This is a genomic window from Acidiphilium sp. JA12-A1 (assembly GCF_000724705.2).
Taxonomy (GTDB): domain Bacteria; phylum Pseudomonadota; class Alphaproteobacteria; order Acetobacterales; family Acetobacteraceae; genus Acidiphilium; species Acidiphilium multivorum.
Genome location: NZ_JFHO01000029.1, coordinates 13,044 through 39,857, shown reverse-complemented (window position 1 = coordinate 39,857; position 26,814 = coordinate 13,044). Strand labels below are relative to the sequence as shown.

23 protein-coding genes and 1 riboswitch are annotated in these 26,814 nt (G+C 72.6%); of the genes, 11 read left to right on the top strand and 12 right to left on the bottom strand.

The features are described 5' to 3' along the window. The 8 genes from hypD to RT91_RS05490 all read right to left on the bottom strand — a co-directional run. Positions 1 to 1,059: hydrogenase formation protein HypD (gene hypD / locus RT91_RS05525; RefSeq protein ID WP_035186113.1), on the bottom strand; the 1,059-nt coding region annotated here is incomplete at its 3' end. 13 nt (positions 1,060 to 1,072) lie between these two features. Further along, a complete protein-coding gene (locus tag RT91_RS05520; RefSeq protein WP_007424663.1) occupies positions 1,073 to 1,300 on the bottom strand; it encodes a HypC/HybG/HupF family hydrogenase formation chaperone in 228 nt (75 codons plus the stop codon). 187 nt (positions 1,301 to 1,487) lie between these two features. Continuing rightward, entirely contained in the window at positions 1,488 to 2,327 is an 840-nt protein-coding gene (locus RT91_RS05515) for a PhzF family phenazine biosynthesis protein (protein WP_035186112.1), read from the bottom strand. Next, positions 2,324 to 2,941 carry an NUDIX domain-containing protein gene (locus tag RT91_RS05510; RefSeq protein WP_035186110.1) on the bottom strand — a complete coding sequence of 206 codons (618 nt, stop codon included), beginning with the start codon at positions 2,939 to 2,941 and terminating at the stop codon, positions 2,324 to 2,326. Before RT91_RS05510 ends, RT91_RS05515 begins: the two co-directional genes overlap by 4 nt. Positions 2,942 to 3,007: 66 nt before the next feature. Continuing rightward, complete coding sequence (pqqC, locus tag RT91_RS05505) at positions 3,008 to 3,772, bottom strand: pyrroloquinoline-quinone synthase PqqC (RefSeq protein ID WP_231295331.1); 765 nt, start codon at positions 3,770 to 3,772, stop codon at positions 3,008 to 3,010. A 90-nt stretch (positions 3,773 to 3,862) separates the two neighbouring features. Further along, positions 3,863 to 4,678 (bottom strand): alpha/beta hydrolase, encoded by an 816-nt coding sequence (locus RT91_RS05500; protein ID WP_035186108.1) that lies wholly within the window; start codon positions 4,676 to 4,678, stop codon positions 3,863 to 3,865. Continuing rightward, positions 4,675 to 5,919, bottom strand: a complete 1,245-nt coding sequence (locus tag RT91_RS05495; protein WP_035186106.1) for a flavin-dependent oxidoreductase — start codon at positions 5,917 to 5,919, stop codon at positions 4,675 to 4,677. Before RT91_RS05495 ends, RT91_RS05500 begins: the two co-directional genes overlap by 4 nt. A gap of 7 nt (positions 5,920 to 5,926) precedes the next feature. After that, positions 5,927 to 6,367, bottom strand: a complete 441-nt coding sequence (locus RT91_RS05490; protein WP_007423909.1) for a cupin domain-containing protein — start codon at positions 6,365 to 6,367, stop codon at positions 5,927 to 5,929. 180 nt (positions 6,368 to 6,547) lie between these two features. On the opposite strand from RT91_RS05490, the gene RT91_RS05485 reads away from it, so the two are divergent. From RT91_RS05485 to RT91_RS05475, 3 genes are read left to right on the top strand one after another with little or no spacing between them, the layout of a single operon-like run. After that, positions 6,548 to 7,396 (top strand): ATP-binding cassette domain-containing protein, encoded by an 849-nt coding sequence (locus RT91_RS05485; RefSeq protein WP_007423908.1) that lies wholly within the window; start codon positions 6,548 to 6,550, stop codon positions 7,394 to 7,396. Next, positions 7,393 to 8,427: an ABC transporter permease gene (locus tag RT91_RS05480; protein ID WP_007423907.1), complete on the top strand. Its 1,035-nt coding sequence runs from the start codon at positions 7,393 to 7,395 to the stop codon at positions 8,425 to 8,427. Before RT91_RS05485 ends, RT91_RS05480 begins: the two co-directional genes overlap by 4 nt. A 49-nt stretch (positions 8,428 to 8,476) precedes the next feature. Continuing rightward, on the top strand, positions 8,477 to 9,472 hold the full coding sequence (locus tag RT91_RS05475) for a substrate-binding domain-containing protein (RefSeq protein WP_011941443.1): 996 nt from the start codon (positions 8,477 to 8,479) through the stop codon (positions 9,470 to 9,472). Here the strand turns inward: RT91_RS05475 and RT91_RS05470 are convergent. Beyond that, positions 9,466 to 10,674 (bottom strand): diaminopropionate ammonia-lyase, encoded by a 1,209-nt coding sequence (locus RT91_RS05470; RefSeq protein WP_035186105.1) that lies wholly within the window; start codon positions 10,672 to 10,674, stop codon positions 9,466 to 9,468. The two genes, RT91_RS05475 and RT91_RS05470, sit on opposite strands and share 7 nt — an antisense overlap. A gap of 90 nt (positions 10,675 to 10,764) precedes the next feature. Next, positions 10,765 to 12,594, bottom strand: a complete 1,830-nt coding sequence (locus RT91_RS05465) for a chloride channel protein (protein ID WP_035186104.1) — start codon at positions 12,592 to 12,594, stop codon at positions 10,765 to 10,767. An 85-nt stretch (positions 12,595 to 12,679) separates the two neighbouring features. On the opposite strand from RT91_RS05465, the gene RT91_RS05460 reads away from it, so the two are divergent. After that, the gene (locus RT91_RS05460) at positions 12,680 to 13,141 is read left to right on the top strand and encodes a MarR family winged helix-turn-helix transcriptional regulator (protein ID WP_011941441.1); all 462 of its coding nucleotides are present in this window, start codon (positions 12,680 to 12,682) and stop codon (positions 13,139 to 13,141) included. Further along, positions 13,141 to 14,040 carry a helix-turn-helix transcriptional regulator gene (locus RT91_RS05455; RefSeq protein ID WP_035186102.1) on the top strand — a complete coding sequence of 300 codons (900 nt, stop codon included), beginning with the start codon at positions 13,141 to 13,143 and terminating at the stop codon, positions 14,038 to 14,040. The genes RT91_RS05460 and RT91_RS05455 overlap by 1 nt, the downstream gene beginning before the upstream one ends. Positions 14,041 to 14,051: 11 nt before the next feature. On the opposite strand, the gene RT91_RS05450 is transcribed toward RT91_RS05455, so the two are convergent. Together RT91_RS05450 and RT91_RS05445 are read right to left on the bottom strand one after the other, a co-directional pair. After that, positions 14,052 to 15,461, bottom strand: a complete 1,410-nt coding sequence (locus RT91_RS05450; RefSeq protein ID WP_035186100.1) for a HAMP domain-containing sensor histidine kinase — start codon at positions 15,459 to 15,461, stop codon at positions 14,052 to 14,054. Continuing rightward, entirely contained in the window at positions 15,458 to 16,198 is a 741-nt protein-coding gene (locus RT91_RS05445; RefSeq protein ID WP_082468547.1) for a response regulator transcription factor, read from the bottom strand. Before RT91_RS05445 ends, RT91_RS05450 begins: the two co-directional genes overlap by 4 nt. A gap of 97 nt (positions 16,199 to 16,295) precedes the next feature. Between RT91_RS05445 and RT91_RS05440 the strand changes: the two genes are divergently transcribed. From RT91_RS05440 to RT91_RS05415, 6 genes are all read left to right on the top strand, one after another. Continuing rightward, entirely contained in the window at positions 16,296 to 17,657 is a 1,362-nt protein-coding gene (locus tag RT91_RS05440; protein WP_035186098.1) for a TolC family protein, read from the top strand. 4 nt (positions 17,658 to 17,661) lie between these two features. Then, a complete protein-coding gene (locus RT91_RS05435) occupies positions 17,662 to 18,711 on the top strand; it encodes an efflux RND transporter periplasmic adaptor subunit (RefSeq protein WP_035186096.1) in 1,050 nt (349 codons plus the stop codon). After that, positions 18,711 to 21,764, top strand: coding sequence for an efflux RND transporter permease subunit (locus tag RT91_RS05430; protein WP_240314206.1), 3,054 nt, complete (start codon positions 18,711 to 18,713; stop codon positions 21,762 to 21,764). The genes RT91_RS05435 and RT91_RS05430 overlap by 1 nt, the downstream gene beginning before the upstream one ends. Before the next feature lie 116 nt (positions 21,765 to 21,880). Next, on the top strand, positions 21,881 to 23,119 hold the full coding sequence (locus RT91_RS05425) for an efflux RND transporter periplasmic adaptor subunit (RefSeq protein ID WP_035186091.1): 1,239 nt from the start codon (positions 21,881 to 21,883) through the stop codon (positions 23,117 to 23,119). Positions 23,120 to 23,132: 13 nt separating this feature from the next. Further along, positions 23,133 to 25,256: an ABC transporter permease gene (locus tag RT91_RS05420; RefSeq protein ID WP_035186089.1), complete on the top strand. Its 2,124-nt coding sequence runs from the start codon at positions 23,133 to 23,135 to the stop codon at positions 25,254 to 25,256. A gap of 160 nt (positions 25,257 to 25,416) precedes the next feature. Beyond that, on the top strand, positions 25,417 to 26,661 hold the full coding sequence (locus tag RT91_RS05415; RefSeq protein ID WP_035186088.1) for an anion transporter: 1,245 nt from the start codon (positions 25,417 to 25,419) through the stop codon (positions 26,659 to 26,661). Positions 26,662 to 26,721: 60 nt separating this feature from the next. Beyond that, positions 26,722 to 26,783, top strand: a riboswitch (Fluoride riboswitch). Positions 26,784 to 26,814: the final 31 nt, after the last annotated feature.

Sequence of the window (26,814 nt, the reverse complement as noted above, 5' to 3'; positions counted from 1 at the left end):
GCAGGCGCCTTCGTCCGAGACCATGCAGGGACCGACCGGGTGGCGCGGCGTGCAGGCCCGGCCGTAGAGGCGGCACTGGTCGGGCTGGCGGCGGCCGAGGACGACGCTGGCGCAGTCGCAGCCCGGCGGCATCTCGCCGGCGCGGCGGCGGGGCGGCGCGGCGATGACGTGGCGGGCGCGGGCGTCGTGCGCGCGCCAGCCTTCGCGCAGGGCGAAGCCGGAGCGGGGGATGACGCCGATGCCGCGCCAGGCGGCGTCGGTCACCTCCATCACCTCGTCGAGCAGGCGGCGGGCGGTGGGGTTGCCCTCCGGGCGGACCAGCTCGGGATAGCAATTGTCGAGGAAGGCCCTGCCCTCGCGCTTCTGGCGGAGGACCGAATAGATCGCCGCCAGCAGGCTTTCGGCGGAGAACCCGGCGACCGCGACCGGCAGGGCGTGACGCTCGGCGACGAAGCGCCATTCCTCGGCACCCATCACCGTCGCCACGTGGCCGGGGGCGACCAGGGCGTCCAGCGCGTTGTCCTCCTCGGCGAGCAGCATGGCGACGGCGGGCCAGGTGAGCCGTGCGGCGAGCAGGACCGAGAGATTGTCCGGCACGCCCTCGGCCAGCATGGCGGCGACCGGCGCCGTCGTCGTCTCGAAGCCGGCGACGAAGAAGACGACCGGGCGGCTCGGCGCGGCGCGGGCGATCGCCACCGCGTCCTGCGGCGCGGCGATGGGGCGCACATCCGCGCCGGCGGCGCGGGCGGCGGCGAGCGAGGCGACCTCGCCCTTCGGCGCGTTGATCGGCACGCGCAGCATGTCGCCGAAGGCGACGAGGGTGACGCCGCCGGCCATCGCCAGGGCGATCGCGTCGGCGAGGTCTTCCTCGGGGCAGACGCAGACCGGGCAGCCGGGGCCGGGGATGATGCGCACACCCTCCGGCAGGAGGGCGCGCAGGCCGAGCATGCTGAGGCTGCGCTCATGCCCGCCGCAGACATTCATGATGGCGACCGGCGGGCCCGGCGGCAGGGCGCGGATGCGGCCGAGCCAGAGCCGGGCCTCGGCCTCGCCGCTCATCGCCGCCCCGCGCTCACGGCGCGGCCTCGCCGAGGACGGCGAGCAGCTCCCAGGCGGAGCGGGCCTCGCCCTCGGTCATTTTCCGCAGCGCGTAGCCGACATGGACCATGACATGGTCGCCGGGCGCGACCTCGCCGGCGCCGAGCATGAACAGGCTGACGGCGCGGCGCACGCCCTGGGCCTCGCAGACGGCGTTGAAACCGTCGATCGCCACGACCTGCATGGGGATACCGAGACACATCGGGGCCGCGCTCCTCCGCGAGAGGCCGGCAAGGTTTCGTTACCGGACGGTTCCGAACCTGCCGCCGGACGGCGGCGCGGACAATGACATGGATCAACCCGGCACGGGCGCCGGGCGGGGACATGGATCAACCCGGCACAAGCGCCGGGCGGGGACATGGATCAACCCGGCGCGGGCGCCGGGCGGGTCAGAGCGCGTGGCCGGCGAACAGGGTGCGGACGGCGCCGCCGACCCAGACCTGGCCCGCCGCGTCCTGCTCGACATGGACGCGGCCGGCGCGGCCGAGCCGGGTGCCCTGCGCCGCGACATAGGCGCCATTTGCACGGCCGCTGGCGAACAGCCACTGGCCGACCGAGGCGTTGAGGCTGCCGGTGACCGGGTCCTCGACCAGCACGCCTTCCGGGTTGGTGAAGAGGGCGCGGATCTCGAACGCGGCGGCACCGCCGGGTTCGTGCGGGCCGACCACGCCGATATCGATGGGCCGGCCATGGTGGCGCGCCGGCTCGATCGCCAGCACCTCGGCGGCGGAGGCGAGCATCGCGCAGATCCAGCCGGGGCCGTTGTCCACCCAGGCGGCATCGACGATGGCGGCGCGGTCGATGCGCAGCACGGCGGCGACCTCGGCGATGTCCGCCTCGTCGGGCGGGCCGCCGCGCAGCAGCGGCGGCGCGGCGAAGGCGAGACGGTCGGCATCGCGGCGGATGGTGACGAGGCCGGCGCCGCATTCCTGCACGATGACGCCGTTCCGCTTCGGGATGCCGCCGGCCTCCGCCCAGGCATGGGCGGTGCCGAGCGTGGGGTGGCCGGCGAAGGGGAGTTCGCGCGAGAGGGAAAAGATGCGGACGCGGTAATCGGCGGCGGGGTCGGCGGGCGGGAGCAGGAAGGTGGTTTCCGACAGGTTGAGCCAGCGTGTGATCGCCTGCATCTCGGCGGTGGACAGGCCGTCGGCATCGGCGATCACGGCGAGCGGGTTGCCGGTGAAGGGGGCGGTGCCGAACACGTCGACAAGGCGGAACGGGCGGGTCATGGCGAGGGCTCCTGGCGCGGGAAGAGGTGCAGGGCGGCGTAGTGCAACAGCATGATCGCCTTGGCGTCGTGGATCTCGCCGGTTTCGATGCGGCGCAGCGCGTCGTCGATGTCGAGTTCGACGGTCTCGATGTCCTCGCCCTCCTCGGGGCAGCCGCCGCCGGGGGCGACGCGGTCGGCCGGGGTGTAGCGGGCGACGAAGAAGAAGAGTTTCTCGGTGAGCGCGCCGGGGCTCATGTAGGCGCTGAAGACGGGGCGGATTTCAGCGATGCGGTAGCCGGTTTCCTCCTCGGTCTCGGCGATGATGCGGGCCTCGGGGTGGGCGGCGTCGAGCTTGCCGGCGATGGCTTCGAGCACGAGGCCGTCGCCGCTCTCGGCGAAGGCAGGATAGCGGAACTGCCGCACCAGGATGACGGTGCGGCGGGCGGGATCGTAGAGCAGGATCGCCGCGCCGTTGCCGACGTCGTAGACCTCGCGGGTGAGGGTCTGCCAGCGGCCGTCGGAACGGCGCCAGTCGAACGTGACCTTGGTCAGCCGGCCCCAGCCGGCGGCGAGCAGCGCCTCGGCGCGCAGGCGGACCCTGTCCGCGAGGTTGTGGGGCCTGTCGCTCGGCATCTGCACGGTCTCCGGCTGGCTTGCGGGCGGGCGGCGCGGCCGGCGCCGGGCGGTGGACCCGGGCGGTCAGGCGGCGACGCCGTAATGTCGTCCCATCTCGTCGTTCATCGTCCACAGAATGTCCAGCTTGAACTTGAGGATCTGCAGGGCGCGCTCCTGCATCGGCCGGGTCGCGAAATGGGCGAGCGTGATCCGCAGGCCGTGGACGACGTCGCGCGGGGCCTGGCTGGTGCGGTTGCGGAAATAGTCGAGCCCCTCGCTCTCGATCCAGGGGTAGTGTCCGGGCCAGGTGGCGAGGCGCTGGCGATGGATGTCGGGGGCGAAAAGCTCGGTCAGCGAGGAGCAGACGGCCTCCTGCCAGGGCGCGCGGCGGGCGAAATTGACATAGGCGTCGACCGCGAAGCGCACGCCGGGCAAGAGGTGGCGCAGGTCGAGCATCTCCTCGCGCGCGAGGCCGGTGGCGATGCCGAGGCGGAGCCAGGCCTCGATGCCGCCCTCGTCGCGCAGGCGCGAGCCGTCGGGCAGTTCGTAGTCGAACCCGTCATGGTCGAGGAGGCGGCGGATCCAGCCGCGGCGGATCTCGCGGTCGGGGCAGTTGGAGAGGATCGCCGCGTCCTTCACCGGGATCGCGATCTGGTAATAGAAGCGGTTGGCGACCCACATGCGGATCTGCTCCGGCGTCGCCTTGCCGGTGTTGAGCATCACGTTGAACGGATGGTGGATGTGGTAGGCGCTGCCGGCCTCGCGCAGCTTCGCCTCGAACTCGGCGTGAGACCAGGGCGCGCGGCCGTCATCGGCTGGTGGCGCCTCGGCCAGGAGATCGGCTCTCATCATTGGACATTCCCCGAAAGCATGAGGCCGGAAAGACGACAGGGGACGGCCGGCGGCGCATTGATCTCGATCATTGCGCGGCGGGGCGGATCAGCGGCGCGGGGCGGCGAGCGGGGCGATGGCGGCGAAGAGCGGCGACGCGGGATCGGCCAGGTGGCGCAGGAGAGAGAAATGATCGGCACCGGGAACGATGATCTCGCGGGCGATGTTGCCGGCGGCGCGCCAGGCCGCGTGCATCGCGCCGGTCTGCGCCCGGAAGGCGGGGGTTTCGTCGCCGCCGACGGCGAAGATCGCCGGCGGCATGCGCGGCTTCACGCGATGCACCGGCGAGGCGGCGCGGGCGGCGGCGGCGTCGAGCCCGAGGCGGTCGTTCAGCGGTGTGGCGCGCAGCGGATCGAGATCGTAGACGCCGCTGAGGCCGACGACGGCGGTGATCGGGCTCGGCCCGTCCCAGTCGGTCAGCGCGAGTTCGGCGGCGAGATGGGCGCCGGCGGAATGGCCGATGGCGACGAGGCCGCCGGTGCCGGCGGCGCGCAGGACGGCGGGGACGGCGCGGCGCACGGAGTCGGTCAGCGCGGCGAGGCTGGCATCGGGGCAGAGCGGGTAGTTCGCCAGCGCGACGTTGAAGCCGGCATCGACGAAGGGCGGCGCGAGGAAGCGGAACTGCGCCTTGTCGCGCCCCTGCCAGTAGCCGGCGTGCAGGTAGAGCAGGGTCGCCGCGGCACCGGGGGCGGCGAAGAGGTCGAAGCGTTCGCGCTCATGCGGGCCGTAGGGGATGTCGAGCCGCGGCGCGCGGGCGGCGATGGCGGCCTCGCCCTCGCGCAGGAAGGCCTCGATCAGCGCCGGATGGCCGGGGCGCATCTGCCCGGCGAGATACTGGAAGACGGGGTCGGACGGGTCGGTCATGGCGCGCTGGCGCCGGGTTGCGGCGCCGCGAAGCCGGCGAGCGTGGCGTAGCCGCGGACGATGGCCTCCAGCTCGTCGGGGCGGGCGACGTCGCCGATCCGGGCGAAGCCGTCGGGGGCGCGGGCGGCGACGAGGTCGATGACGCGCTCGGGGCCGCCGACGCGGTTGGAGCGCACGACGGCGGCGGTCGCGGGGCGGCGCTCGGCCTCGTAGGCGGCGAGCGCGGCGGGGATGTCGGCGCTTTCGGCGAGAGTATCGGCGAGGCAGCGCGCGTCGAGGATCGCCTGCGAGGCGCCGTTCGAGCCGACCGGATACATCGCGTGCGCGGCATCGCCGAGCAGGGTGATGCGCCCCCGCGTCCAGCGCTCCAGCGGATCGCGGTCGCACATCGGGTAGAGGAAGATTTCGCTGGTGGCGCGGGCGAGGCGCCCGACATCGACGAAGGGCAGCGCGAAGCCGGCGACCAGCGGGGCGAACTCCTCCCAGGCGCCGCGGCGCGACCAGCTTTCGCGCGCGGGCGGCGGCGTGCCCTCGGCGCCGGTGCGGGCATAGACGACCCAGTTGGTCAGCCGGCTGCCGTCGGCGGCGGGCTGGCCGATCGGGTAGAAGACGAGCTTGGCGGTGGCGTTGCCGGCGATGATCATCTCGTCGCCGGTGCCGAAGGCCGGCCAGTCGAGCGCGCCGCGCCACATCTGGATGCCGTTCCAGCGCATCGGCGGGTCGGCGCCGAGCAGGAGCGGGCGCAGGGTGGAGTGGATGCCGTCGGCGCCGATCAGCGCGTCGCCGGCGATCGTCTCGCGGGCGCCGGCGGCGTTGGTGAGCGTGACCGCCACCGCGCCATCCGCCTCGGCGGCGGCGGCGACGCGCGCATCCGGGCGCAGAGCCCCCTCCCCCAGCCGCTCGCGCGCGGCGCGCCAGAGCATGTCCTGCAGCTTGCCGCGATGGATGGAGAATTGCGGCACGTCGTGGCCGGCGTGCAGGCCGCGCGTCTCGGTCCAGATCACCTGGCCGCGATGGTTGAGGTAGGAGAGCGCGCGGGTGCGCAGGCCGATTTCGTCGAGCGCGGGCAGCAGGCCGAGGGCGGCGAGTTCGCGGACGGCGTGCGGCAGGATGTTGATGCCGACGCCGAGCGGGCGGATTGCCGGCGCGGCCTCCAGCACCTGGCACTCGATGCCGCGTCGGTGCAGCATGAGGGCGAGGGTGAGCCCGCCGATGCCGCCGCCGGCGATGAGCACGCGCATGGCGGGTTCAGCCCGGCGGCAGGAAATGGACCTCGTGCTCCGCCGCGATGCGGACGACCTCGGCGGGGTCGGCGAGGTTGTGGATGCGCTCGAACAGGGCGCGCAGCGAGCGGCTGGGGGCGACCCAGAACACGCATTTCACGTCGGCGTCGGAACGGTTGAAGATGCCGTGCGGCCTGTTCATCGGCATGCGGACCAGGTCGCCGGGGCCGGCCGACAGATCCTGCCCGTCGAGCCAGAGATCGAATTTTCCCTCCAGCATGTAGATGAATTCGTCCTGCGTCGGGTGGATGTGCGGGGGGACGAAGGTGCCGGGCGGGAAGACCGCGTGCCAGGCCATCGAATGCTCCGACTCCTGCTTCAGCGTGTAGGTCTGGCCGAGGACGTTCCAGACCACGCCGCCGATCCCCTCGTCGGCCCTGGTGATTCCGGGCGGCATTTCGTTCATGGTCGGTCTCCCCTGTTTCGCATGGTTAAATCAGGCGGCGGCGGCGCGGGCAAGACGGCGCGCGGCGGAAAGCCGGTGCGGGACCGCACGGAAAATTGTAGGCCGGCGATAACGGAACTGTTGACTTGACCTGTTTTTCATCGATAATCAACGGCTGGAAACGTCAACGAAAGCCGAAACATGGGCGCAACAGGCAACGCGATCGCAGCTTCCGGCGGCGGCACGCCGAACGAAGACAGGAGGGCGGCCGGCGGCTGGTCCGACATCGTCCGCGCCGAGAAACTCTGCGTCTCGTTCGGCAAGGTGCGCGCCCTCGACAATATAGATCTGGCGATCGGGCGCAACGAGATTGTCGGCCTGATCGGCGATAACGGCGCCGGCAAGTCCACCCTCATCAAGGCGCTGACCGGCGTGGTGCGGCCGAGTTCGGGGCGGCTCTATATTCGCGACGAGGCGGTGGACCTCTACAATTATTCGGTCCGGCGCGCGCATTCGCTGAAATTCGAGACCGTGTACCAGGAGAAGTCGCTCGGCGAGAAGCAGCCGTTGTGGCGGAACTTCTTCGTCGGCCGGCAGATCGTCAACCGCTTCGGCTTCATCAACGTGCGCGAGCAGCGGCGCATCGCCAACGAGATCCTGCAGCGCCAGCTCGGGTTCCGCGGCGTCGGGATCGACGCGGATTCGACCGTCGCCAAGCTGTCGGGCGGCGAGCGGCAGGGCATCGCGATCGGCCGGGCGATGCATTTCGATTCCGACCTGATCATCCTCGACGAGCCGACCACGGCGCTCGCCATCAGCGAGGTGCAGAAGGTGCTGGACTTCGTCCGCTCGATCAAGCGCTCGGGGCGGGCGGCGATCTATATCGAGCACAATCTCGCGCATGTGCACGCGCTGGCGGACCGGCTGGTGGTGCTCGACCGCGGGCGCATCGTCGCCAACATACGGCCGGCGGAGATGACCCTCGAGGATCTCACCCGGTTCCTGATCGACCTGCAACACGGCACGCCGGCAACAGGAGGCCACGCATGAGCGGCAGCGACGTGAGCACGGGACGCCCGGCGGCGCCGAAATCCTCCCCGCGCTGGCACGCGCATCTCGGCGCGGTGCCGATCATCGTCGTGTTCTTCGCGCTGATCGGCATCTATATCGGCTTCGCGCCGGAGGTTTTCCTCCGCTGGCCGATCTACAATTCCTTCCTCGTCACGATTCCGCCGATGCTGGTGCTCTCGCTCGGCCTCACGCTGGTGATCGCGGCCGGGGAGATCGACCTGTCGTTCCCGGCGGTCATCGCGCTGTCGGGCTTCCTGTTCGCGTTCTGCGCCGACAAGCTGCACATGCCCTGGCTCGGCCTGGTCGCCGCGATCGGCGGCGGCGCGCTGGTGGGCGTGATCAATGGCTGGCTGGTCGCCGCACTCGGCATTCCCTCGATCATCATCACCATCGGCACGTCGTTCTTCTGGAGCGGTGTGGCGACCGTGCTTTCGGGCGGCCTGTCCTACGCGCTGAACGACCTGACCGGCACCGTGATCGCGCGGGTGTTCTCGGGGACGCTGCTCGGCGTGCCGGTGGAGGCGCTGTGGGCGGTGGCCGTCGCGGCGCTGATCTGGGCGATCCTGAACCGGCACCGCTTCGGCGAGCACCTGCTGTTCATCGGCGATTCGCGCGAGGTGGCGCGGGTGGTCGGGATCAACACGGTCCGCGAGCGGATCAAGCTGTTCACCCTGATGGGCGCGCTCGCCGGCTTCGCGAGCTTCCTGATGACCGTCGCCAATCTCAGCTATTTCTCGACGCAGGGCCAGGGGCTGCTGCTTTCGGCGCTCGCCGCCGTGTTCATCGGCGGTTCCTCGGTGTTCGGCGGATCGGCCACCGTGGTCGGCAGTTTCTTCGGCGCCATGATCATCGGCATGCTCGATGCCGGGATCGTCGCGACCGGGGTTTCGGGGTTCTGGGTCGAGGTGATCGTCGGCCTCGTGTTCGTCGCCGCGGTGGTGCTGCACACCGGTCTCGGCGACCCGGCGAGGGTGAAGGCTCTGCAGCGACGACTGATGCAACGCGAGTAAAGCCCGCCGGCATGACGGGCACCTCAAGGCAAACAAAGGGAGAGACGGGATGAAACTCAGGATGTCCTTCGCTTCGGCGGCCGCCATCGCGGCGGCGCTGTTCTGCGGCACGGCCGCCGCGGCCCCGCAGCACAAGCTCGGCGCCGGGCTGACCATGTATTTCCAGATGGGCGGCAGCCCCGGCGACGCCTCGACGCTGCCGCGCGAACTCGGCGCCAAGGCGGCGGCCAAGGCGCTCGGCGTGCGGCTGATCTCGCAATATTCCGACTGGCAGCCGGAAAAGATGATCGAGCAGTTCCGCCAGGCCATCGCCGCCGGGCCGCAATGCGCCGAGATCATGGGCCATCCGGGCAACGCCGCCTTCGCGCCGCTGGTGAGCAAGGCCGAGGCCCAGGGCATGGTGGTCACCGCCGGGAACGTGCCGCTGCCCAAGCTCGAGGCGAAATACCGGACCAACGGGTTCGGCTATGTCGGCACCTATCTCGTGCAGGGCGGCGAGACCACCGCGGCGGCGATGGTCAAGGCCGGGCACCTGAAGCCGGGTGACGAGGCGCTCGAATACGGCGTCTTCGCCGAGGGGATCCGCGGCGAATCCGACGAGGGCCTGGTGATGGGGCTGAAGAAGGCCGGGCTCAAGGTCTACAAGCTCAACATCTCGAACGCCGTCAACGCCGATCCGGCGCTGTCGGTGCCGATCCTCGTCGCCTTCATCGAGCGGCATCCGAAGCTCAAGGCGATCGGCACGCAGCAGGGGCTGGTGACCTCGTTCATTCCGAAGGCGTTGCAGGAGGCCGGCAAGAAGCCCGGGCAGATCGTCGTCGGCGGCATCGATCTCGCGCCGACCACCATCGCCGGGGTGAAGAGCGGCTACATCGCCGCGACGCTGAACCAGCAGCTTTACATGCAGGGCTTCCTGCCGGTGGTGCAGTGCGTGCTGACCAAGCGGTTCGACCTCGAGGGCATGAACGTCAACACCGCCGCCGGCACCGACGACAAGGCGCTGCTCGACAAGATCGAGCCGCTGATCAAGAAGGGCTATTACTGATCCGGCGCTGACCCGGCGCCGGCCACGAGCGCCGGGTCGAGGCCGACGAGGTCGCGGTAGCGCGCCGTGTCGGTCGCGCCCTCGGTATTGAAGACCAGGATCCGCGCCTCCGCGCCGCAGCCGAGCGCCTGCCGTGCCCCGGCATCGCCGGCGACGCGGAGCAGGCCGGCGAGACCGGCACCGCCGCTTTCGCCGGCCACCACCGCCATGTCGCCGGCCTCGGGCCGGGCGAGGCGGTTCATCGCCGCGACGGCGTCCTCCTCGCTCACCGTCATGAAGGCGTCGGCGGCGCGGGCGAGGATGCGCCAGGCGACGAGCGAGGTTTCGTAGCATTCGAGCATGGCCATCACCGTCGGCGCGCCGGCGGCGATGCGGACGGGGCGTCCGGCGCGCGCGGTCTCCAGCACGCAGGCGGCGCGGTCGGGCTCGACGACGACGAGCGTCGGCCGCCGCGCGCCGAGGCGTTCGGCGAGATGGCCGGCGACCGCGGCGGCGAGGCCGCCGACGCCGGCCTGGACGAAGACATGGGTGGGCGGCGCCGGCATGGCGGCGAGCGCCTCGTCCACCATCGCGACATAGCCCTGCATGACGAGGCCCGGAATCCGCTCGTAGCCGGGCCAGGACGTGTCGGAGACGACGGTCCAGCCGCGCGCGGCGGACAGGCGGGCGGCCTCTTCCACCGAATCGTCGTAGGTGCCGTCGACGCGGATGATCTCGGCGCCGAGGCCGGCGATCGCCGCCACCCGCGCCGGGCTGACGCCGGCGTGCACCAGGATCGCGCAGCGGCCGCCCAGCATCGCCGCCCCCTGCGCCACCGAGCGGCCGTGATTTCCGTCGGTCGCGCAGGCGAAGGTCATGGTGGCGGCGATGTTGCGGACCTCCGGCGCAGCCATGTCGGCGTAGCCGACGGGGCGGCCGAGGCGGCGGGCGGCTTCCTCCAGCACGAGGCGGACCACGGCGTAGGCGCCGCCGAGCGCCTTGAAGCTGCCGAGGCCGAAGCGGGTCGATTCGTCCTTGAGGTGGAGTGCCGCGACGCCGAGCCGCGCGGCGAGGCAAGGCAGGGCGATGAGCGGCGTCGGGCGGTGATCGGGGCGGTGGGCGAGGTAGCGGGCGAGTTCATCGGCCGCGTCGGCGCCGAGCAGCGCGGCGTCGGCGGCGTCCAGCGGCGCGCCGTGGGCGGGATCGGGGTTCAGGATCAGCATGTCTTTGCTCCCGCCGGAATCGAGGGGCCGGCCTCATGGTCCGCCGCCGTTATGCCGGGGTCGGGGCGGCGCGCCAATCCGGCGGGCGCCTCATGGCACGGCGAGCGGCTCGGGCTTTTGCGCTTCCTTCGCGGCGGCGCGGCGGCGGAAGGGGAAAAAGCGCTCGCGGCGGGTTTCGGCGAGCATGACGCGCTGGTGGACGCGCAGCAGGTCGGCGCGGGAGACGATGCCAAGGAGGCGGCCTTCCGCGTCGACCACGGGGATTCGCGGGGCGTTCCGGGTGAGCATCCGCACCGCGATGGTGTCGGCCATCTCGTCGGGCGCGGCGGTCGTCACCTCGCGGCCGGCGATCATCGCGCGCAAGGGCAGGTCGCGCCGCACCTCGTCGCCGATCCAGTCGAGGATGTCGGCGCGGGAGACGAGGCCGAGCACGAGGCCGTCCGGCGCCGTCACCGGGAAGGCGCGGTGGGCCGCCGCGTGCGAGAGGAAGCGCTCGATCGCAGCCCCCACCGGCAGGTCCACCGCCAGCGTGTCCACCTCGGTTGCCATGATGTCGCGGATGCGGGTCACGGCCAGCGGGTCGATGCTGTATTCGCGGGTGAGGTGATGGCCGCGCCGGGCGATCTTCTCGGTCAGGATCGAGCGCTTCATCAGCAGGACGGTCACCGCCATGCTGGCCATGCTGGCGGCGAGCACCGGCAGGAGGATGAGGTGGTTGCCGGTGAGTTCGACGGCGAACAGCGTCGAGGTCAGCGGGGCGCGCATGGTGCCGCCCATCATCGCCGCCATGCCGAGCACCGCCCAGAAGCCGGGGGCGGCGTGCGGCATGACGGGGGCGAGGACGGCGCCGAGCGCGCCGCCGATGATCAGCAGCGGCGCCAGCACGCCGCCCGAGGTGCCCGAGCCCAGCGCCACCGACCAGATCACGCCCTTGACCAGGACGAGACGGATCGCGGCCCCGCCGGCGAGCGTGCCGGCGAGCAGGCGCGCGATGTCGGGATAGCCGACGCCGAGGGCCGCCGGGTCGAACACGCCGCCGATGCCGACGACGAGGCCGCCCAGCACCGGCCACCACATCCAGTGGATCGGCAGTGTCTCGAACCCGTCCTCGGCGGCGTAGACGAGCACGGTGAGCAGGGCGGAGCCGAGCCCGGCGGCGAGGCCGAGGCCGAGCCAGCCGAAGGCGTGCAGCGGATCGACGATCACCCCGCCGGCATAGGGAAACAGCGGCGCCGGCGTCATGCAGAAGCGGCGGAGGATGGCGGCGGTGATGCAGGCGACGCCGACGGGGATGATGCTGCGCGGCTTCAGCTCGAACAGCAGGAGTTCGACCGCGAGCAGGAGGGCGGCGACCGGGGTGCCGAAAACCGCCGTCATGCCCGCGCAGGCGCCGGCGACGAGCAGGGTCTTGCGCTCGGCATCGGTCAGGGTGAAGCACTGCGCCATCAGCGAGGCGGCGGCGCCGCCGGTCATGATGATCGGCCCCTCGGCGCCGAACGGGCCGCCGGTGCCGATCGAGATCGCCGACGAGATCGGCTTGAGGATCGCCACCCGCAGGTCGAGCCGGGCGCCGCCGAGCAGGATCGCCTCGATCGCCTCGGGGATGCCGTGGCCGCGGATCTTCTCCGAGCCGTAGCGGGCCATCAGGCCGATCAGCACGGCGCCGCCGGCGGGAACGAGGATCGTCCACAGCGCGGGATGGCCGCCCGGCGCGGCGCCGCCCGGCGCCAGCATCCGGGTCGACCAGACGCCGTAATAGGCGAGGTCGTTGATCAGCCCGATCATGCGCAGCAGGATCCAGCCGGCGATGACGCCGAACAGGCCGGCGCAGGCGCCGAAGCCGATCAGCCGGAAGATCCCGCGGTCGGTCGTGAAGTCGCCAAGGCGAACGGGGGGTGGCAGACTGGGCGAAGGTGACATCGATGGCGGACTCCGGGCCGGGGAAGAGCTGGCCATATATCGTAATGCGATATACAACGGCAACCCGCCGGGAAGAGGAGACAGCATGGCTGATGCGCGGTTGACCGACGAGGATTACGAGATGCTGGCCTCGTTCCGCTTCGCGCTGCGGAAGTTCATCGCCTTCAGCGAGGCCGCCGCCCGGCGCGACGGGCTGACGCCGCGCCAGCACCAGGCGCTGCTCGGCATCCGCGCCATGCAGGGCCAGGGCGCGGCGAGCGTTTCCGACCTCGCGGCGTTCCTGATCCTGCAGCACAACAGCACGGTGGAACTGGTCGACCGGCTGGTGGCCGCCGGTTTCGTGGCGCGGGCGACCGACCCGGAAGACGGGCGGCGGGTGCGGCTGGCGCTGACCGGAAGCGGCGAGGCGCGGCTCGCCGCGCTGTCGCAGACGCATCTGGACGAGCTGGAGCAGATCGGCCCGGAACTGCGGCGGCTGCTCGCGCGCATCCAGCGCTACCGCCGCCGGGTCCGCGGCGCCACGCGCTGCGGGGATGCGGGCGGGTGATGCCGGCGCCGGAGATTTCTGGCATGATCGGCACGATGAAGGACGACAACCGGTTCGGCGCCTATCTGAAAAGCCGGCGCGCCAGGCTCGATCCCGCGTCGCTCGGCCTGGCCGCGGGCCGGCGGCGGACCGCCGGGCTGCGCCGCGAGGAGGTCGCGCAGCGCGCCCATATCAGCGCCACGTGGTACACTTGGCTCGAACAGGGGCGCGGCGGGAATCCCTCGGCCGAGGTGCTCGACCGGATCGCGCGGGCGCTGATGCTGACCGAGATCGAGCGCGAGCACCTGTTCCTGCTGGGGCGCGGCCATCCGCCGGAGGCGCGCTACCGGGGCGGCGATGCGATCACGCCGCGGCTGCAGCGGCTGCTCGACGCGCTGCCCTTCAGCCCCGCGATCGTGCGGACCGCGACCTGGGACGTGGTGGCCTGGAACCGCGCCGCCGCCGCCGTGTTCACCAATTACGACGCGCTGCCGGCGGGGCAGCGCAACATCCTGCGGATGATCTTCACCGACCCGCGCGTGCGCGCGGCGCAGTTCGACTGGGCGGCGATGGCGCGGGCGGTGGTCGGCGCGTTCCGGGTCGATGCCGCCCGCGCCGGGGCCGATGCCGAGGTGGCGCCGCTGGTCGACGAACTCTGCCGCGCCAGCCCGGAATTCGCGGCGATGTGGAACGAGAACGAGGTGATGCCGCAGGGCGACGGGGCCAAGCGGCTGCGCCACCCGGTGATCGGCCCCATCGCGCTGGAGTATTCGTCGTTCGCGGTGGATGGACGGCCGGATCTGAGCATGATCGTCTACAATCCAGCGACGCCGGACGATGCCGGGCGCGTGCGCGCGCTGCTGGCGTCCCGCGCCGATCCGGCCGGACCGGATGCGGTGCTCGACGCCGTCGATAAATAGAGCCGAAGCGGTCAGCCCGGCCGGGGGACGCCGCCCGCCGGAAAGACCAGGGTGACGGCGAGGCCCGGGCGATCGGCGCCGGGTGCGGCGGCATCGAGCGTGAAGCGGGCATCGTGCAGGTCGGCGATGGCGGCGGAGAGCGGCAGGCCGAGGCCGTAGCCGGGGCGGTGGCGCGCCGGGTCGAGCCGGCCGAAGCGGCGCAGCGCGGCACCCCGGCGGTCCGGCGCGATGCCGGGACCGTCATCGGTCAGGCGGACCGTCACGCCGGCCGGATCGGCGCGGGCGACGAGGCCGATCCGCGCCGCGCTCCCCGCATGGGTGATCGCGTTCTCGATCAGGTTGGCGAACATCTGGTTGAGGAGCTGGGCATCGCCGCGGATGGCGAGGCCTCGCGGGACATGCGCGGCGAGGCGGTGGCCCGCCTCCTCGGCCACGGTCTCGTAGGTCTCGACCAGGCGGTCCAGCAGGTCGGTCAGGTCGATGTCGGAGAAGGAGGCGCGGCGGGCGCCGGTTTCGATCTGCGCGAGGCGGAGAATGGCGCCGCAGAGCGCCAGCGCGCCATCGACCTGCGCGATCGCCTCGGCGATGGCGGCCCCGGCCGCCGCCGGGTCGGGGTCGCGCAGCGCGAGTTCGAGGGTTTCGCGCAGCCGGGCCAGCGGCGAGCGGAGATCGTGGGCGATGTCGTTGCCGACGGCGCCGAGATTCTCCATCAGGTGCTGCATGCGGTCGAGCATCGCGTTCACGGTTTCGGCCAGGCGGTCGAACTCGTCGCCGGTGCCGGCGAGCGGGATGCGGCGGGACAGGTCGCCGGCCATGATCTCGCGGCTGGCGAGGCTGACCGCGTTCACCCGCGCGAGGGCCTTGCGGCCGAAACCGATGCCGGCGGCAAGGCCGAGGCTGAGGGTGAGGCCGAAGCCGATCAGGAAGCTGCGGCGGATCAGGTCGTTCAGCCGGCGGATCATCGTGCCGTCGACGCCGACGAGCAGCGACGCGCCGCCGCGCAGGCGGACCACGAGGACGCGCAGCTCCGTCACGCCTGGGGCGAAGGCGTCGGCCTCCGGCGCGTCCAGCGTGTGCCAGCCGGGCGCCGGCGGCGGGAGGCGCAGATTGCCCGCGAGGGGGGCGCCGTTCGGCCCGGCCAGCGCGTAGAAGATGCGGGACGGCCGCTGCGCGAGGGCGGCGCGGATGGCTATGGCCGCCACTGCCGGCGGCGTCGCCGGCCCTTGCGGCAGGATCTCGCCGATCTCGTTGGTGACCGAGGCATCGAGCGTCTGCCGCAGGGAGCCGAGAGTGCCGTAATAGATCACGACGAAGACGATGACGGCCCCCATCGCCGCCACCGCCGCGCCGAGGGCGGCGAGGCGGACGCCGGAGGTGCGCAGGATCGCGGGTTGGCCGGACGCGGGCCAGCGCCGGGTCATGCGGGGTCGCCGATGCGGTAGCCGGCGCCGCGCACGGTGTGCAGCAGCTCGCGCCCGGCGCCCGCCCCGAGCTTGGCGCGCAGGCGGGAGACATGCGACTCCACCACGCTGGTGCGCGGGTCGAAATGGAAGTTCCAGACATCCTCGAGCAGCATCGTCCGCGTCACCACGCGGCCGGCATGGCGCATCAGGTATTCCAGCACCTCGTATTCGCGGGGCTTGAGGTCGATGCGCCGGCCGGCGCGGGTGACGGCGCGGGTGAGCCGGTCGAGTTCGAGATCCTCGACCCGGAGCACCGGCCCGGAGGGGCGCATCTCGCCGCGCCGGGCCAGGGCGGCGACGCGGGCGGCGAGTTCGGCGGCGGCGAAGGGCTTGACGAGATAGTCGTCGCCGCCGGCGCGCAGGCCCTCGACCCGGTCGTCGATGCCGCCGAGGGCGGTGAGGAACAGCGCCGGCATGGTCAGGCCGGCGCCGCGCAGGGTGCGGACCAGGGCGAGACCGTCGAGGCCCGGGAGCATGCGGTCGACGATCAGCAGGTCCCAGGCCCGGCCCTCATGGCCGGCGGCGGCGCGGAGCAGGCCGTCCCGGCCATCGGCGGCGACGGCGACGAGATGCCCCTCGGCGCCGAGCGCGGCGCGCACGAGATTGGCGGTCAGCTCGTCGTCCTCGACCAGCAGGATGGCCAGGCAGGGTTGCGTCATCGCATCGGTCCGGTCATGCACGAAGCGGAGGATCATGGTACCGGCCCGCCGGTCAAGCGAGACCGGGAAACATTACCGAATCACAAACTGGATGTAAGCCGCGGGGCAGCCGCGCTGCGGCATCCAGCCCGGCGTGATCCGTTCTCCCCTCGTACGTCTCCGTCGCCTTGCCGGTCTTGGCGCGCTGCTCGGCCTGTCCGCCTGCGCCCGTTTTCATCCCGCACCGCTGGCGCTGCGCCCCTCCCCCGCCGCGTCGCTCGCGGCGCTCGACCGCGCGCTGCCGGGCGGCGGGACGATCGCGGCGCGGGGGGCGCTGACGCCCGGCGCCTATGCGGCGCTGGCCGTGCTGAACGATCCGGCGCTGGCCGCCGGTCGGGAGGGGGTGCGGCTGGCTTCCGCCCGGCAGTTCGCCGCCGGACTGCTGCCCGATCCGCAGGTGAGCGGCGGGTTCGCCGCCCTGCTCGGCGGGCCGGGGATCGCGCCGTCGATCTCGGGCGGCATCGCGCAGGATATCGCCGCGCTGGCGACGCGCGGCCCGCGCCTGTCCGCCGCCCGGGCGCGGACCGCCGCGGCGGCGGCGCGGTTCGAATGGCAGGAATGGCAGGTGGCGGCGAAGGCGGAGACGCTGGCGATCGGCCTCTGGGGCGAGCAGCGGCGGCTGGCCGCGCTGGAGCGGGCGCGGGACGCGCTGGCCGGGCTCGACCGGGCGTCGCGCGCGGCGATCAAGCAGGGGGATCTTGCGCTTGGCGCGGGAGCGGCGGCGGCGGCGAGCCTCGCCGGGATCGAAACGGCGCGGGATGCGATCGCGCGGCGGGAGCAGGCCGACCACGCCGCCCTCGCCGCCTTGCTCGGCCTCGCGCCCGGTGCCGCGCTGCCGGTTTCTGAACCGGATCTGGCACCGCTGCCGGCGCGGCGGGTGGCGGCGCTGGTCGGCAGCCTCGCCCGGCGGCGGCCCGACCTGATCGCCCTGCGCTATGGCTACCGGGCGGCGGATGCGGATCTGCGCGCCGCGATCCGCGCGCAGTTTCCGCTGGTCTCGCTCGCGGTGAATGGCGGGACCGACACGACGCGGGTGGCCAGCCTGGGGCCGACGATCACGCTCGACCTGCCGCTGTTCGATGGGCATCGCGGCGCCATCGCGGTGGCGCGGGCCTCGCGCCGGCAGCTTGCCGCCGCCTTCCGCGCGGCACTCGACCAGGCGGCGGAACAGGCGGAGGCGGCGCAACAGGCGCTGACGCTGCTTGACGCGGAATATCGCCGGGCGGTGCGGGGCGCGGCGATCGCCCGGCGCGATGCGGCGGCGGCGCGGCGGGCCTACGCGGCCGGGCTGATCGATGCCCGCGCCGAGGCCGACCTGATCGACGCGGCGGCGAACCGGCGGGCCGAGGCGATCGACCTTCGGGCCCGCATCGCGGCCGGGCGGGTGTCGCTGCGCACGCTGCTCGGCGCCGGGCTGCCGGTGATCCGCTCACTCTCCGCTTCCGGCAAGGACTGATGCGATGAGACGATTTTTTGGCTCCGGCGCGCGGCGTCTTGGCTTGGTGCTCGTGGTCTCTTCGGGGGGCGCGCCCCCCGCCGCGCTGGCCGGGGGGCCGAGCGTGCTGGTCACCACCGCGCCGGTGACGCAGGGGGCGCTGGAGCGGAGCGTGACGGCCTATGGAAGGATCGCGCCGGGGGCGGGCGCGGCGCGGACGCTCGCCACCGCCTATGCCGCGACGGTGACGGCGGTGGAGGCGCGGCCGGGCATGGCCGTCCGCAAGGGGCAGGTGATCGCCCGGATCGAGGCCGCGCCGGCGACCCGCGCCGCCTATGCGCAGGCCGTCGCCACGCGGGATGAGACGCTGCGGGTGCTCGCCCATACGCGCGCGCTGCTGGCCCGGCACCTCGCCACGCGGACCCAGCTCGCGCAGGCGGAACAGGCGACGCGGGCGGCGCTTGCGGCGCTCGACGCGCTGAAGCGCGAGGGGGCGGACCGGGCCATGGCGGCGGTCGAGGCGCCGTTCGCCGGCATCGTCACCGCGATTTCGGCCGCGCCCGGCGCCGCGTTGCCGGCGGGGACGGCGATCGCCACGGTGGTGCGGCGGGCGGGGCTGGTCGCGGTGGTCGGCGTCGATCCGGGCGACGCCCGGCGGCTTGCCGCCGGCCAGGCGGCGCTTGTGCGGGTGTTGGGCGGTGCGGCGCTGCGCGGGCGGATCGACATGGTCGCCGGCGAGGTCGATCCGCGCACCGGGCTGGTGGATGCGACGGTCGGGCTTGGCGGCGCGCCGGCGCTGGTCGGCGGCATGGTCCGCGCGCGCATCGACACCGGCACCGTGCGCGGCGTGATCGTGCCGCGTGACGCCGCGCTGCCGGCGGCGGGGCGCGACGTGATCTGGCAGGTCAGGGACGGGCATGCGGTGCGCGTCGTGGTGCGGGTGCTGGCGAGCGCGCGGGGGCGGAGCATCGTCGCCGGGCGGATCGATCCGGCGCTGCCGGTCGTGGTCTCGGGCAATTACCAGCTGCGGCCGGGCATCGCCGTGCGGATCGCGCGGCCGGGACAGGGCGGATGATGGGGGGATTCGCCGCGTTTCTCGGCCGCCAGCAGAAGGCGATCCTGTTCCTGATGGCGAGCCTCGCCCTGGCCGGGGCGGTCGGCGCGCTGTCGCTGCCGGTGGGGCTGTTTCCGCGCACCTCGTTCCCGCGGGTGCGGATCAACATCGATTCGGGGGCGCGGCCGGCGCATGAGATGATGTTGCAGGTGACCCAGCCGGTCGAGCAGGCGCTGCGGGCGATTCCGGGCGTGCGGGGGGTGCGCTCGACCACCTCGCGCGGGTCGATGCAGGCGTTCATCGATTTCGACTGGGGCACCAACATGCGGGCGGCGACGCTGGAGGTCGACGCCGCGCTGGCCCAGCAGTTGCCCGACCTGCCGAAGGGCACGCGCTACGTGGTGCGGCGGATGGACCCGACGGTGTTTCCCATCATCGCCTATGCGCTGATCTCGCACAGCATTTCCGAGGCGGAGCTGCGAACGATCGCGCGGTATCACATCGTGCCGGTGCTGGAACGGATTCCGGGTGTCGCCAAGATCGGCGTGCAGGGCGGCGACACGCCGGAGGTGCATGTGATCGTCGATCCGGCGAAGCTCGCCGCGATGCATGTGACGCTGGCGGGTGTCGAGCGGGCGGTGTCGCGGTCGAACGTGCTCGCCTCGGTCGGCCGGCTCGCCGATCACGACAGCCTCTATCTGGTGGTGCAGCAGAACACGCTGCGGACCATGGCGCAGGTGCCGCGGATCGTGGTCGGCGGCGGGCCGGACGGGGTGGTGCGGCTCGGCCAGGTGGCGCGGGTCGAGATGGGCCGGGTGCCGCGCTACGACCGGGTGAGCGAGAACGATCACCGCGCGGTGACGTTGCAGGTGTTCCAGCAGCCCAGCGGCAACGCGGTGCAGGTGGACGCGGCGGTGCGCCGGGCGCTGGCGGCCTATGAGACGCGGCTGCCGGCGGGCGTGCGGCTGGTGAAATGGTACGACCAGAGCACGCTGGTGACCGCCGCCGCCGGCTCGGTGCGCGATGCGATCGCGATCGGCGTGGTGCTGGCGGGGCTGGTGCTGATCGGCTTCCTGCGGAGCTGGCGCGTCACGCTGATCGCGCTGCTGGTGCTGCCGGCCTCGATGGCGACCGCGGTGCTGATCCTCACGCTGCTGGGGATGAGCTTCAACATCATGACGCTGGGCGGGCTCGCCGCCGCGGTGGGGCTGGTGATCGACGATGCGATCGTGATGATCGAGCATGTCGCGCGGCGGGCCGGGCGCGCGGGCGGGATCGCGGCGCGCGGCGCGGTGCTGGCGGCGGCGGAGGAGTTTCTCGCGCCGCTCGCCGGATCGTCGCTGGCGACGCTGATCGTGTTCGTCCCCCTCGCCTTCCTCTCCGGCGTGACCGGCGCCTTCTTCAAGGCGCTGTCGATCACCATGGCCTCCACGCTGGTCGCCTCCTGGCTGTTCTCGGCCTTCGCGGTGCCGGTGCTGGCGCGCTGGCTGATCGATTTCGACAAATGGCACGATCCGGTCGCCGGCGGCGGAGCGCGGGAGTCGGTGCTGGCGCGGGCGCACGGGCGGCTGCTCGACCTCGTGGTGGCGCGGCCGGCCTGGCTGCTCGTGGCGCTGATTCCGTTCGTGCTGGCCGGCGCCTATGCCTATGCGGTGGTGCCGACCGGCTTCATGCCGCGGATGGACGAGGGCGGGTTCGTTATCAACTACCAGGCGCGGCCCGGCACCTCGCTGGCCGAGGGGGCGCGCGAGATCCGCCAGGTGGGGGAGATTCTCCGCGCCGATCCGGCGGTGGCGACATGGTCGACCCGGCTCGGCGCCGGGCTCGGCGGCGACCTCAACGAGCCGTATCAGGGCGACATTTTCGTCCAGCTCCGCCCGCTCGGGCAGCGGGCGCCGATTTGGACGGTGATGGACCGGATCCGCCGGCGGATCATCGACCGCGTGCCGGGCATCGATTTCGACGAGTCGCAGCTGATGTCCGACCTGCTGGGCGATCTCGTCAGCCAGCCGGAGCCGATCGAGATCGAGCTGCATGGCGACCCGGCGCGGCTGGATGAAACCGCGAAGAGGGTGGCGGCGGCGATCGGGCGGATACCGGGCGTGGTGGGCGTGCAGGACGGCGTGGTGATCGCCGGGGATTCGATCGACATCCATGTCGATCCCGCGAAGGCGGCGATGTTCGGCTTCGATCCCGCCGCGGTCGAGCGGCTGGTGGCGACGGCGCTGAGCGGTAGCGTGGTCACCGCGCTGCCGGGCCAGGAGCGCTTTACCGGCGTGCGGCTGGAACTGCCGCGCGACGCCTTCGCGCAGACCGGCGATTTGCTGCGGCTGCCGCTGGCCGCGCCCTCGGGCGCGCTGGTGCCGCTCGGGGCGATCGCGACGCTGAGGACGGTGTCGGGCCGGCCGGAGATCGACCGCGACAATCTGCGCCAGATCGTCGCGGTGACGGGGCGGATCAGCGGCGGCGGCATTTCCGCCGCGATTGCCTCGGTGCGCCGCGTGCTGGCGCGGCCGGGCCTGCTGCCGCCGGGCATGAGCTACCGGCTCGGCGGGCTCTACCGGCAGCAGCAGAAGGCGTTCATCGGGCTTGCCCGCGTGTTCGTCGCCGCCGTGCTGGCGGAATTCGTGCTGCTGCTGTTCCTCTACCGCAGCTTCGTCATCGCCGGGGCGATCGTCGCCACCGCGCTGCTGTCGAGCCTCGCGGTGTTCATCGGGCTCGATCTCTCGGGTGTGGCGCTCAACATCACCGCGCTGATGGGGATGACGATGATCGTCGGGCTCGCGACCGAGATGGCGATTTTCTACATCTCGGAATTCCGGAGCCTCGCCGGGTACCAGGACCGGCGGGAGGCGCTGGTGGTGGCGAGCCGGAACCGGCTGCGGCCGATCGCGATGACCACGCTGGCGGCGATCCTGACGCTGCTGCCGCTGGCACTCGGCATCGGCCAGGGCAGCGGGATGCAGCAGCCGCTCGCCATCGCGGTGATCTCGGGGTTCGTGGTGGCGTTTCCGCTGGTGCTGTTCGGCCTGCCGGCGCTGCTGCGGCTCGTGCTGCGGGGGCCGGAGCCATAGGCGAACCCATGCGGGGATGCCGGGGTCCCGGACCGTTGATCTGCGTCATCGCCGCCGGCCCCGCGCGGTCCTAGGTTCGAGCCGATCCGGACGGGCACGCGCCCGAAGGAAGCACCATGACGGCCTCACCGAACCCGCCAGCGAACACGCAGCGCCCACCGCCTTCCGCGCCGCCGGAACCGGCAGCCGCGCCGCGCCGCCGGCGCCGCCGGGTCGCCGTGCTGGCGGCGCTGGCGGTGGGGGTGGCAGCGGCGATCGCGATCGGCTGGCGGACGGTGGGGGCGCCGCCGCCGGTTCACTACGTGACGGCGAAGGTGGGGCGCGGCGACATTACGCGGGCGGTGACGGCGACGGGGACGGTCAACCCGATCCTGACGGTGATCGTCGGCTCGGCGGTGTCCGGCATCATCCAGGACATCAGCTGCGACTACAACACGATCGTGAAGCTCGGGCAGATCTGCGCCCGGATCGACCCGCGGCCCTATCAGGCGGTGGTGGACCAGGACCGGGCGGCGGTGGCCGTGGACCAGGCGCAGCTGCGCAAGGACGAGGCGAGCCTCGACTATGCGCGCGGCAATTACCGCCGCCTCGCCTCGCTGGTGCCGCAGCGCTACGCCTCGGAGAACGCCGCCGACAGCGCGAAGGCGACGTATCGGCAACTGGAGGCGCAGACCGCGCTCGACCGCGCGGTGATCCGGCAGGACGAGGCGAAGCTCGCCGCCGCCCAGGCCAATCTCGGCTATACCGACATCGTCTCGCCGGTGAACGGGATCGTCGTCTCGCGCAATGTCACGATCGGGCAGACCGTCGCCGCCTCGTTCCAGACGCCGACGCTGTTCCTGATCGCCACCGACCTGACGCGGATGCAGGTGGATACCAATGTCAGCGAGGGGGATATCGCGGATATCCGCAAGGGCGAGGCGGCGCGGTTCACCGTTCTCGCCTTTCCGGGCGAGACGTTCGACGGCACGGTGACGCAGGTGCGCCAGTCGCCGCAGACGGTGCAGAACGTGGTGACCTACGACGTCGTCATCGAGGTGGACAACCGCGACCTGAAGCTGAAGCCGGGCATGACCGCGTCGGTGCGGATCATCACCGCGGCGCGGGCCGGCGTGCTGCGCGTGCCGGACCAGGCGCTGCGCTTCGCGCCGCGCCTGGCGAAGGCGGCGCCGGCGGGCGGCGGGGCGCGCGTGTGGGTGCTGCGGCAGGGCAAGCCGGCCGCCGTTCCGGTGGTCACCGGGCTCGATGACGACACCAACACGGAAATCGTGAGCGGCGGACTGCGCGACGGCGACGAGGTGATCACCGGCGAGCGGCGGGCGCGGGCGGCGACGCCCTTCGTGCCGCGGTTCTGACGGGGCGCGGGCGATGCCGGGGGCGGTGCCAGGGGCGGTCATCGAGCTGCGCGGCGTTTCGCGGACCTACCGGAGCGGCGATGTCGAGGTGCAGGCGCTGCGCGAGGTCGATCTCGTGATCGGGCCGGGCGAGTTCGTCGCCATCATGGGTTCGTCGGGGTCGGGCAAGTCGACGCTGATGGCGATTCTCGGCTGCCTCGACCGGCCGAGCCGGGGCGAATACCGGTTCGAATCCGTCGACGTCGCCCGGCTGGAGGAGCCGGAGCTGGCGCGGGTGCGCAGCGCGCGCATCGGCTTCGTGTTCCAGAGCTTCAACCTGCTGGCGCGGACCAGCGCGCTCGACAACGTGGCGCTGCCGCTGTTCTACGCCTCGGACGGGCCGGTGAAGGGCGGCTCGCGCACCGCCCGCGCGCTGCGGGCGCTCGGGCAGATGGGGCTGGCCGGAAGGGAGGGCAACACGCCCTCGCAGCTTTCGGGCGGGCAGCAGCAGCGCGTCGCCATCGCCCGCGCGCTGATCAACGCGCCGCGCCTGCTGCTGGCCGACGAACCCACCGGCAATCTCGACACGAGGACGTCGCACGAGATCATGGAAACGCTGGCGGCGCTCAACCGCGAGCGGGGCACGACGATCCTCGTCGTCACCCACGAGCCGGACATCGCCGCCTATGCCGATCGGGTGCTGACGATGCGCGATGGGCGGATCGTCGGCGACGAGCGGCGGGAAAAGGCGCGGGGTGAAGCGGCGCCGGCGGTGGCAGAGGCCGCGCCAGACGCCGCGCCCAATGAAACGCCGGATGCCGCGCCGACGCGGCGGCGCGCCGGCATCGCCTGGGCGTTCGGCGCCATGATCGTCGGCGCCGCGGTGCAGGCGCTGGCCCGCAACCGGCTGCGCTCGGCGCTGACCATGCTCGGCGTGTTCATCGGCGTCGCCGCGCTGATCACCATGGTCGCGGTGGGCCAGGGCGCGAACCAGGCGATCCGCAAGCAGATCGAGAGCCTCGGGACCAACCTGCTCGTGGTGCTGCCCGGGGCGACGACGGCCGGCGGCGCGCGGGCGGGGTTCGGCAGCGCCTCGACCATCACGGTGGACGACGCGCGGGCGATCCTGCGGGAAGACCCGGCGGTGAGCCGGATCGGCTATCTCATCCGCGCCGCCGGACAGGTGCGCTATGCCAGCCAGAACTGGACCACGGCGATCGCCGGCGTCAGCATCGACTATCCGGCGATGACCAACTGGCGCGTCGCCGAGGGGCGGCCGATCGGCGCGCAGGACGAGAGGAACGGCGCGCTGGTCGGGCTGATCGGCCAGACCGTGCGCCAGCAGCTCTTCGCGCCCGGCGAGGACCCGGTGGGGGCGACGATCCTGGTGAAGGGCACGCCGATCCGGGTGATCGGCGTGCTGGCGGGCAAGGGGCAGACGGCGTTCGGCACCGACCAGGACGATATCGTGATGCTGCCCTTCAGCACCGCCGAGCAGCGGGTGCTCGGCACCGCGACGCCCAGCCGGCAGGATGCGCCGCTGAACTGGGCCTATCCGGCCTGGCCCAACCCCTACGGCCTGCAACTGCGGCTGACCGGGTACGTGAACCAGCTGTTCGCCCAGGCGGTCTCGCCGGACGCGGTGGCGGAGGCGATGGAGCAGATCAGCGGCACGCTGTCGGTGCGCCACCGCATCCAGCCGAACGGGCTCAAGGATTTCTCGGTGCGCAATCTCAGCCAGATCGCCGCGGCGGCGCAGGGGTCGAGCCGGATCATGTCGCTGCTGCTGGCCATCGTCGCGTCGATCTCGCTGCTGGTGGGCGGCATCGGGATCATGAACATCCTGCTCGTGTCGGTGACGGAGCGGACCCGCGAGATCGGGCTGCGGATGGCGATCGGGGCGCGGCGGCTGCATGTGCTGCTGCAGTTCCTGGCCGAATCGGTGTTCCTCAGCGTCACCGGCGGGCTTGGCGGGATCGTGCTCGGGGTCGCGCTGTCCGGCGGGATCACGCTGTTCGCGGGCTGGCCGGCGCCGGTTTCGCTGCTGGCGGTGGCGGGCGGGTTCCTGTTCTCGGTCGCGGTGGGCGTGGCGTTCGGGTTCTACCCGGCGCGGAAGGCGGCGCGGCTCGATCCGATCGAGGCGCTGCGCTACGAGTGACGCCGGCCGGCCACGGGGCCGCGTGCAAAACCCGGCCGCCTCGCCTATCCTTCCGCCATGAGATGCAGGATTCGATACGGGCGGGCACGGCCGGGGCAGCGACGCGGCCGGCAGGCGGCGTACCTTCTCCGCCGCGGCCGCTGAGCGCAAGGTCCGCGCCATGCACGGCGACCTCTTCGGATCATGGCAGCCGGCCGCGACGGTGGCGATCTTCGCGCTGACCTACGCCGGGGTGGCGCTGGGTCGGCTGCCGTTCTTCCGGCTCGACCGCGCGGGGATCGCCTTCGTCGGCGCGGTGCTGATGGTCGCGAGCGGGGCGCTGACGCTCCGGCAGGCGGTCGCCGCGATCGATTTCGACACGATCGCGCTGCTGCTCGGCATGATGATCCTCGCCGCGGCGCTGCGCCGGGCCGGGTTCTTCGAGCGGATCACCGGGGCGGTGCTCTCGCGCGCCTCCGGCACCGATGCGCTGCTGGCGCTCACCGTCGCGATGGCCGGGCTGCTCTCGGCGGTGCTGGTCAACGACACGGTCTGCGTCGTGCTCACGCCGCTGGTGCTCGAAGCGTGCCGGGCGGGGCGGAAACAGCCCCTGCCCTATCTCGTCGCGCTGGCGACCGCCTCGAATGTCGGGTCGGTGGCGACGATCACCGGCAACCCGCAGAACATGATCATCGGCAGCCTCTCCGGCATCGGCTATGCCGCGTTCGCCGGCGCGCTGGTGCCGGTCGCGCTGCTCGGGCTGCCGATCGTCTTCCTCGTCATCCGGCTGCTGCATCGCGCGGGCTTCGAGGCGCTGACGCCGCCGGCGGCATCCGCCGCGCGGCGCCGGCCGCATGGCGGGCTCATCGGCAAGTCGGTCGTGCTGCTGGTGCTGTTCGTCATCGCCTGCCTCGGCGGCATGCGCCCGGCGGAGGCGGCGCTGGTGGCCGCCGCGCTGATCATGCTGACGCCGGGGGTGAAGAGCCAGCGCCTGCTCGCCGGCGTCGACTGGTCGCTGCTGCTGATGTTCGCGGGGCTGTTCGTCGTCGTCGCCGCGTTGCAGCGCGAGGTGATCGGCGCGGCGGTGATCGGGCGCGTCGCAGCCCTGCATCCGGGCCGGCCGGCGGTGCTGGTGCCGCTCACCGCGATCCTGTCGAACCTGGTCAGCAACGTGCCGGCGGTGCTGGTGCTGCGCCCCTTCATCGCCCATCTCGCCGACCCGCGGCAGGCGTGGCTCATCGTCGCCATGGCGTCCACCCTCGCGGGCAACCTGACGCTGCCGGGATCGGTGGCGAATCTCATCGTCGCCGAGCGGGCGCGCGCCGCCGGCGTGCGGATCGGCTTCGGCGACTATCTGAAGTTCGGCCTGCCCATCACGGTTCTCACGATCGCGCTCGGCACCGCCTGGCTCGTCGGCCTCGGCTAGGCGGTTCCGGGGCGGATTGACAGCCCGGACCCGGCATCGCAAACACGTCCCGCGCGGTCCGGCCGCGCCGGCGATGGGGTTCGCCGTGAACCGCCCGCGGGGCTGATGACTCCTGTTTCGATCCGTCAACCGCGGAGGGACAGGCACGCGCGT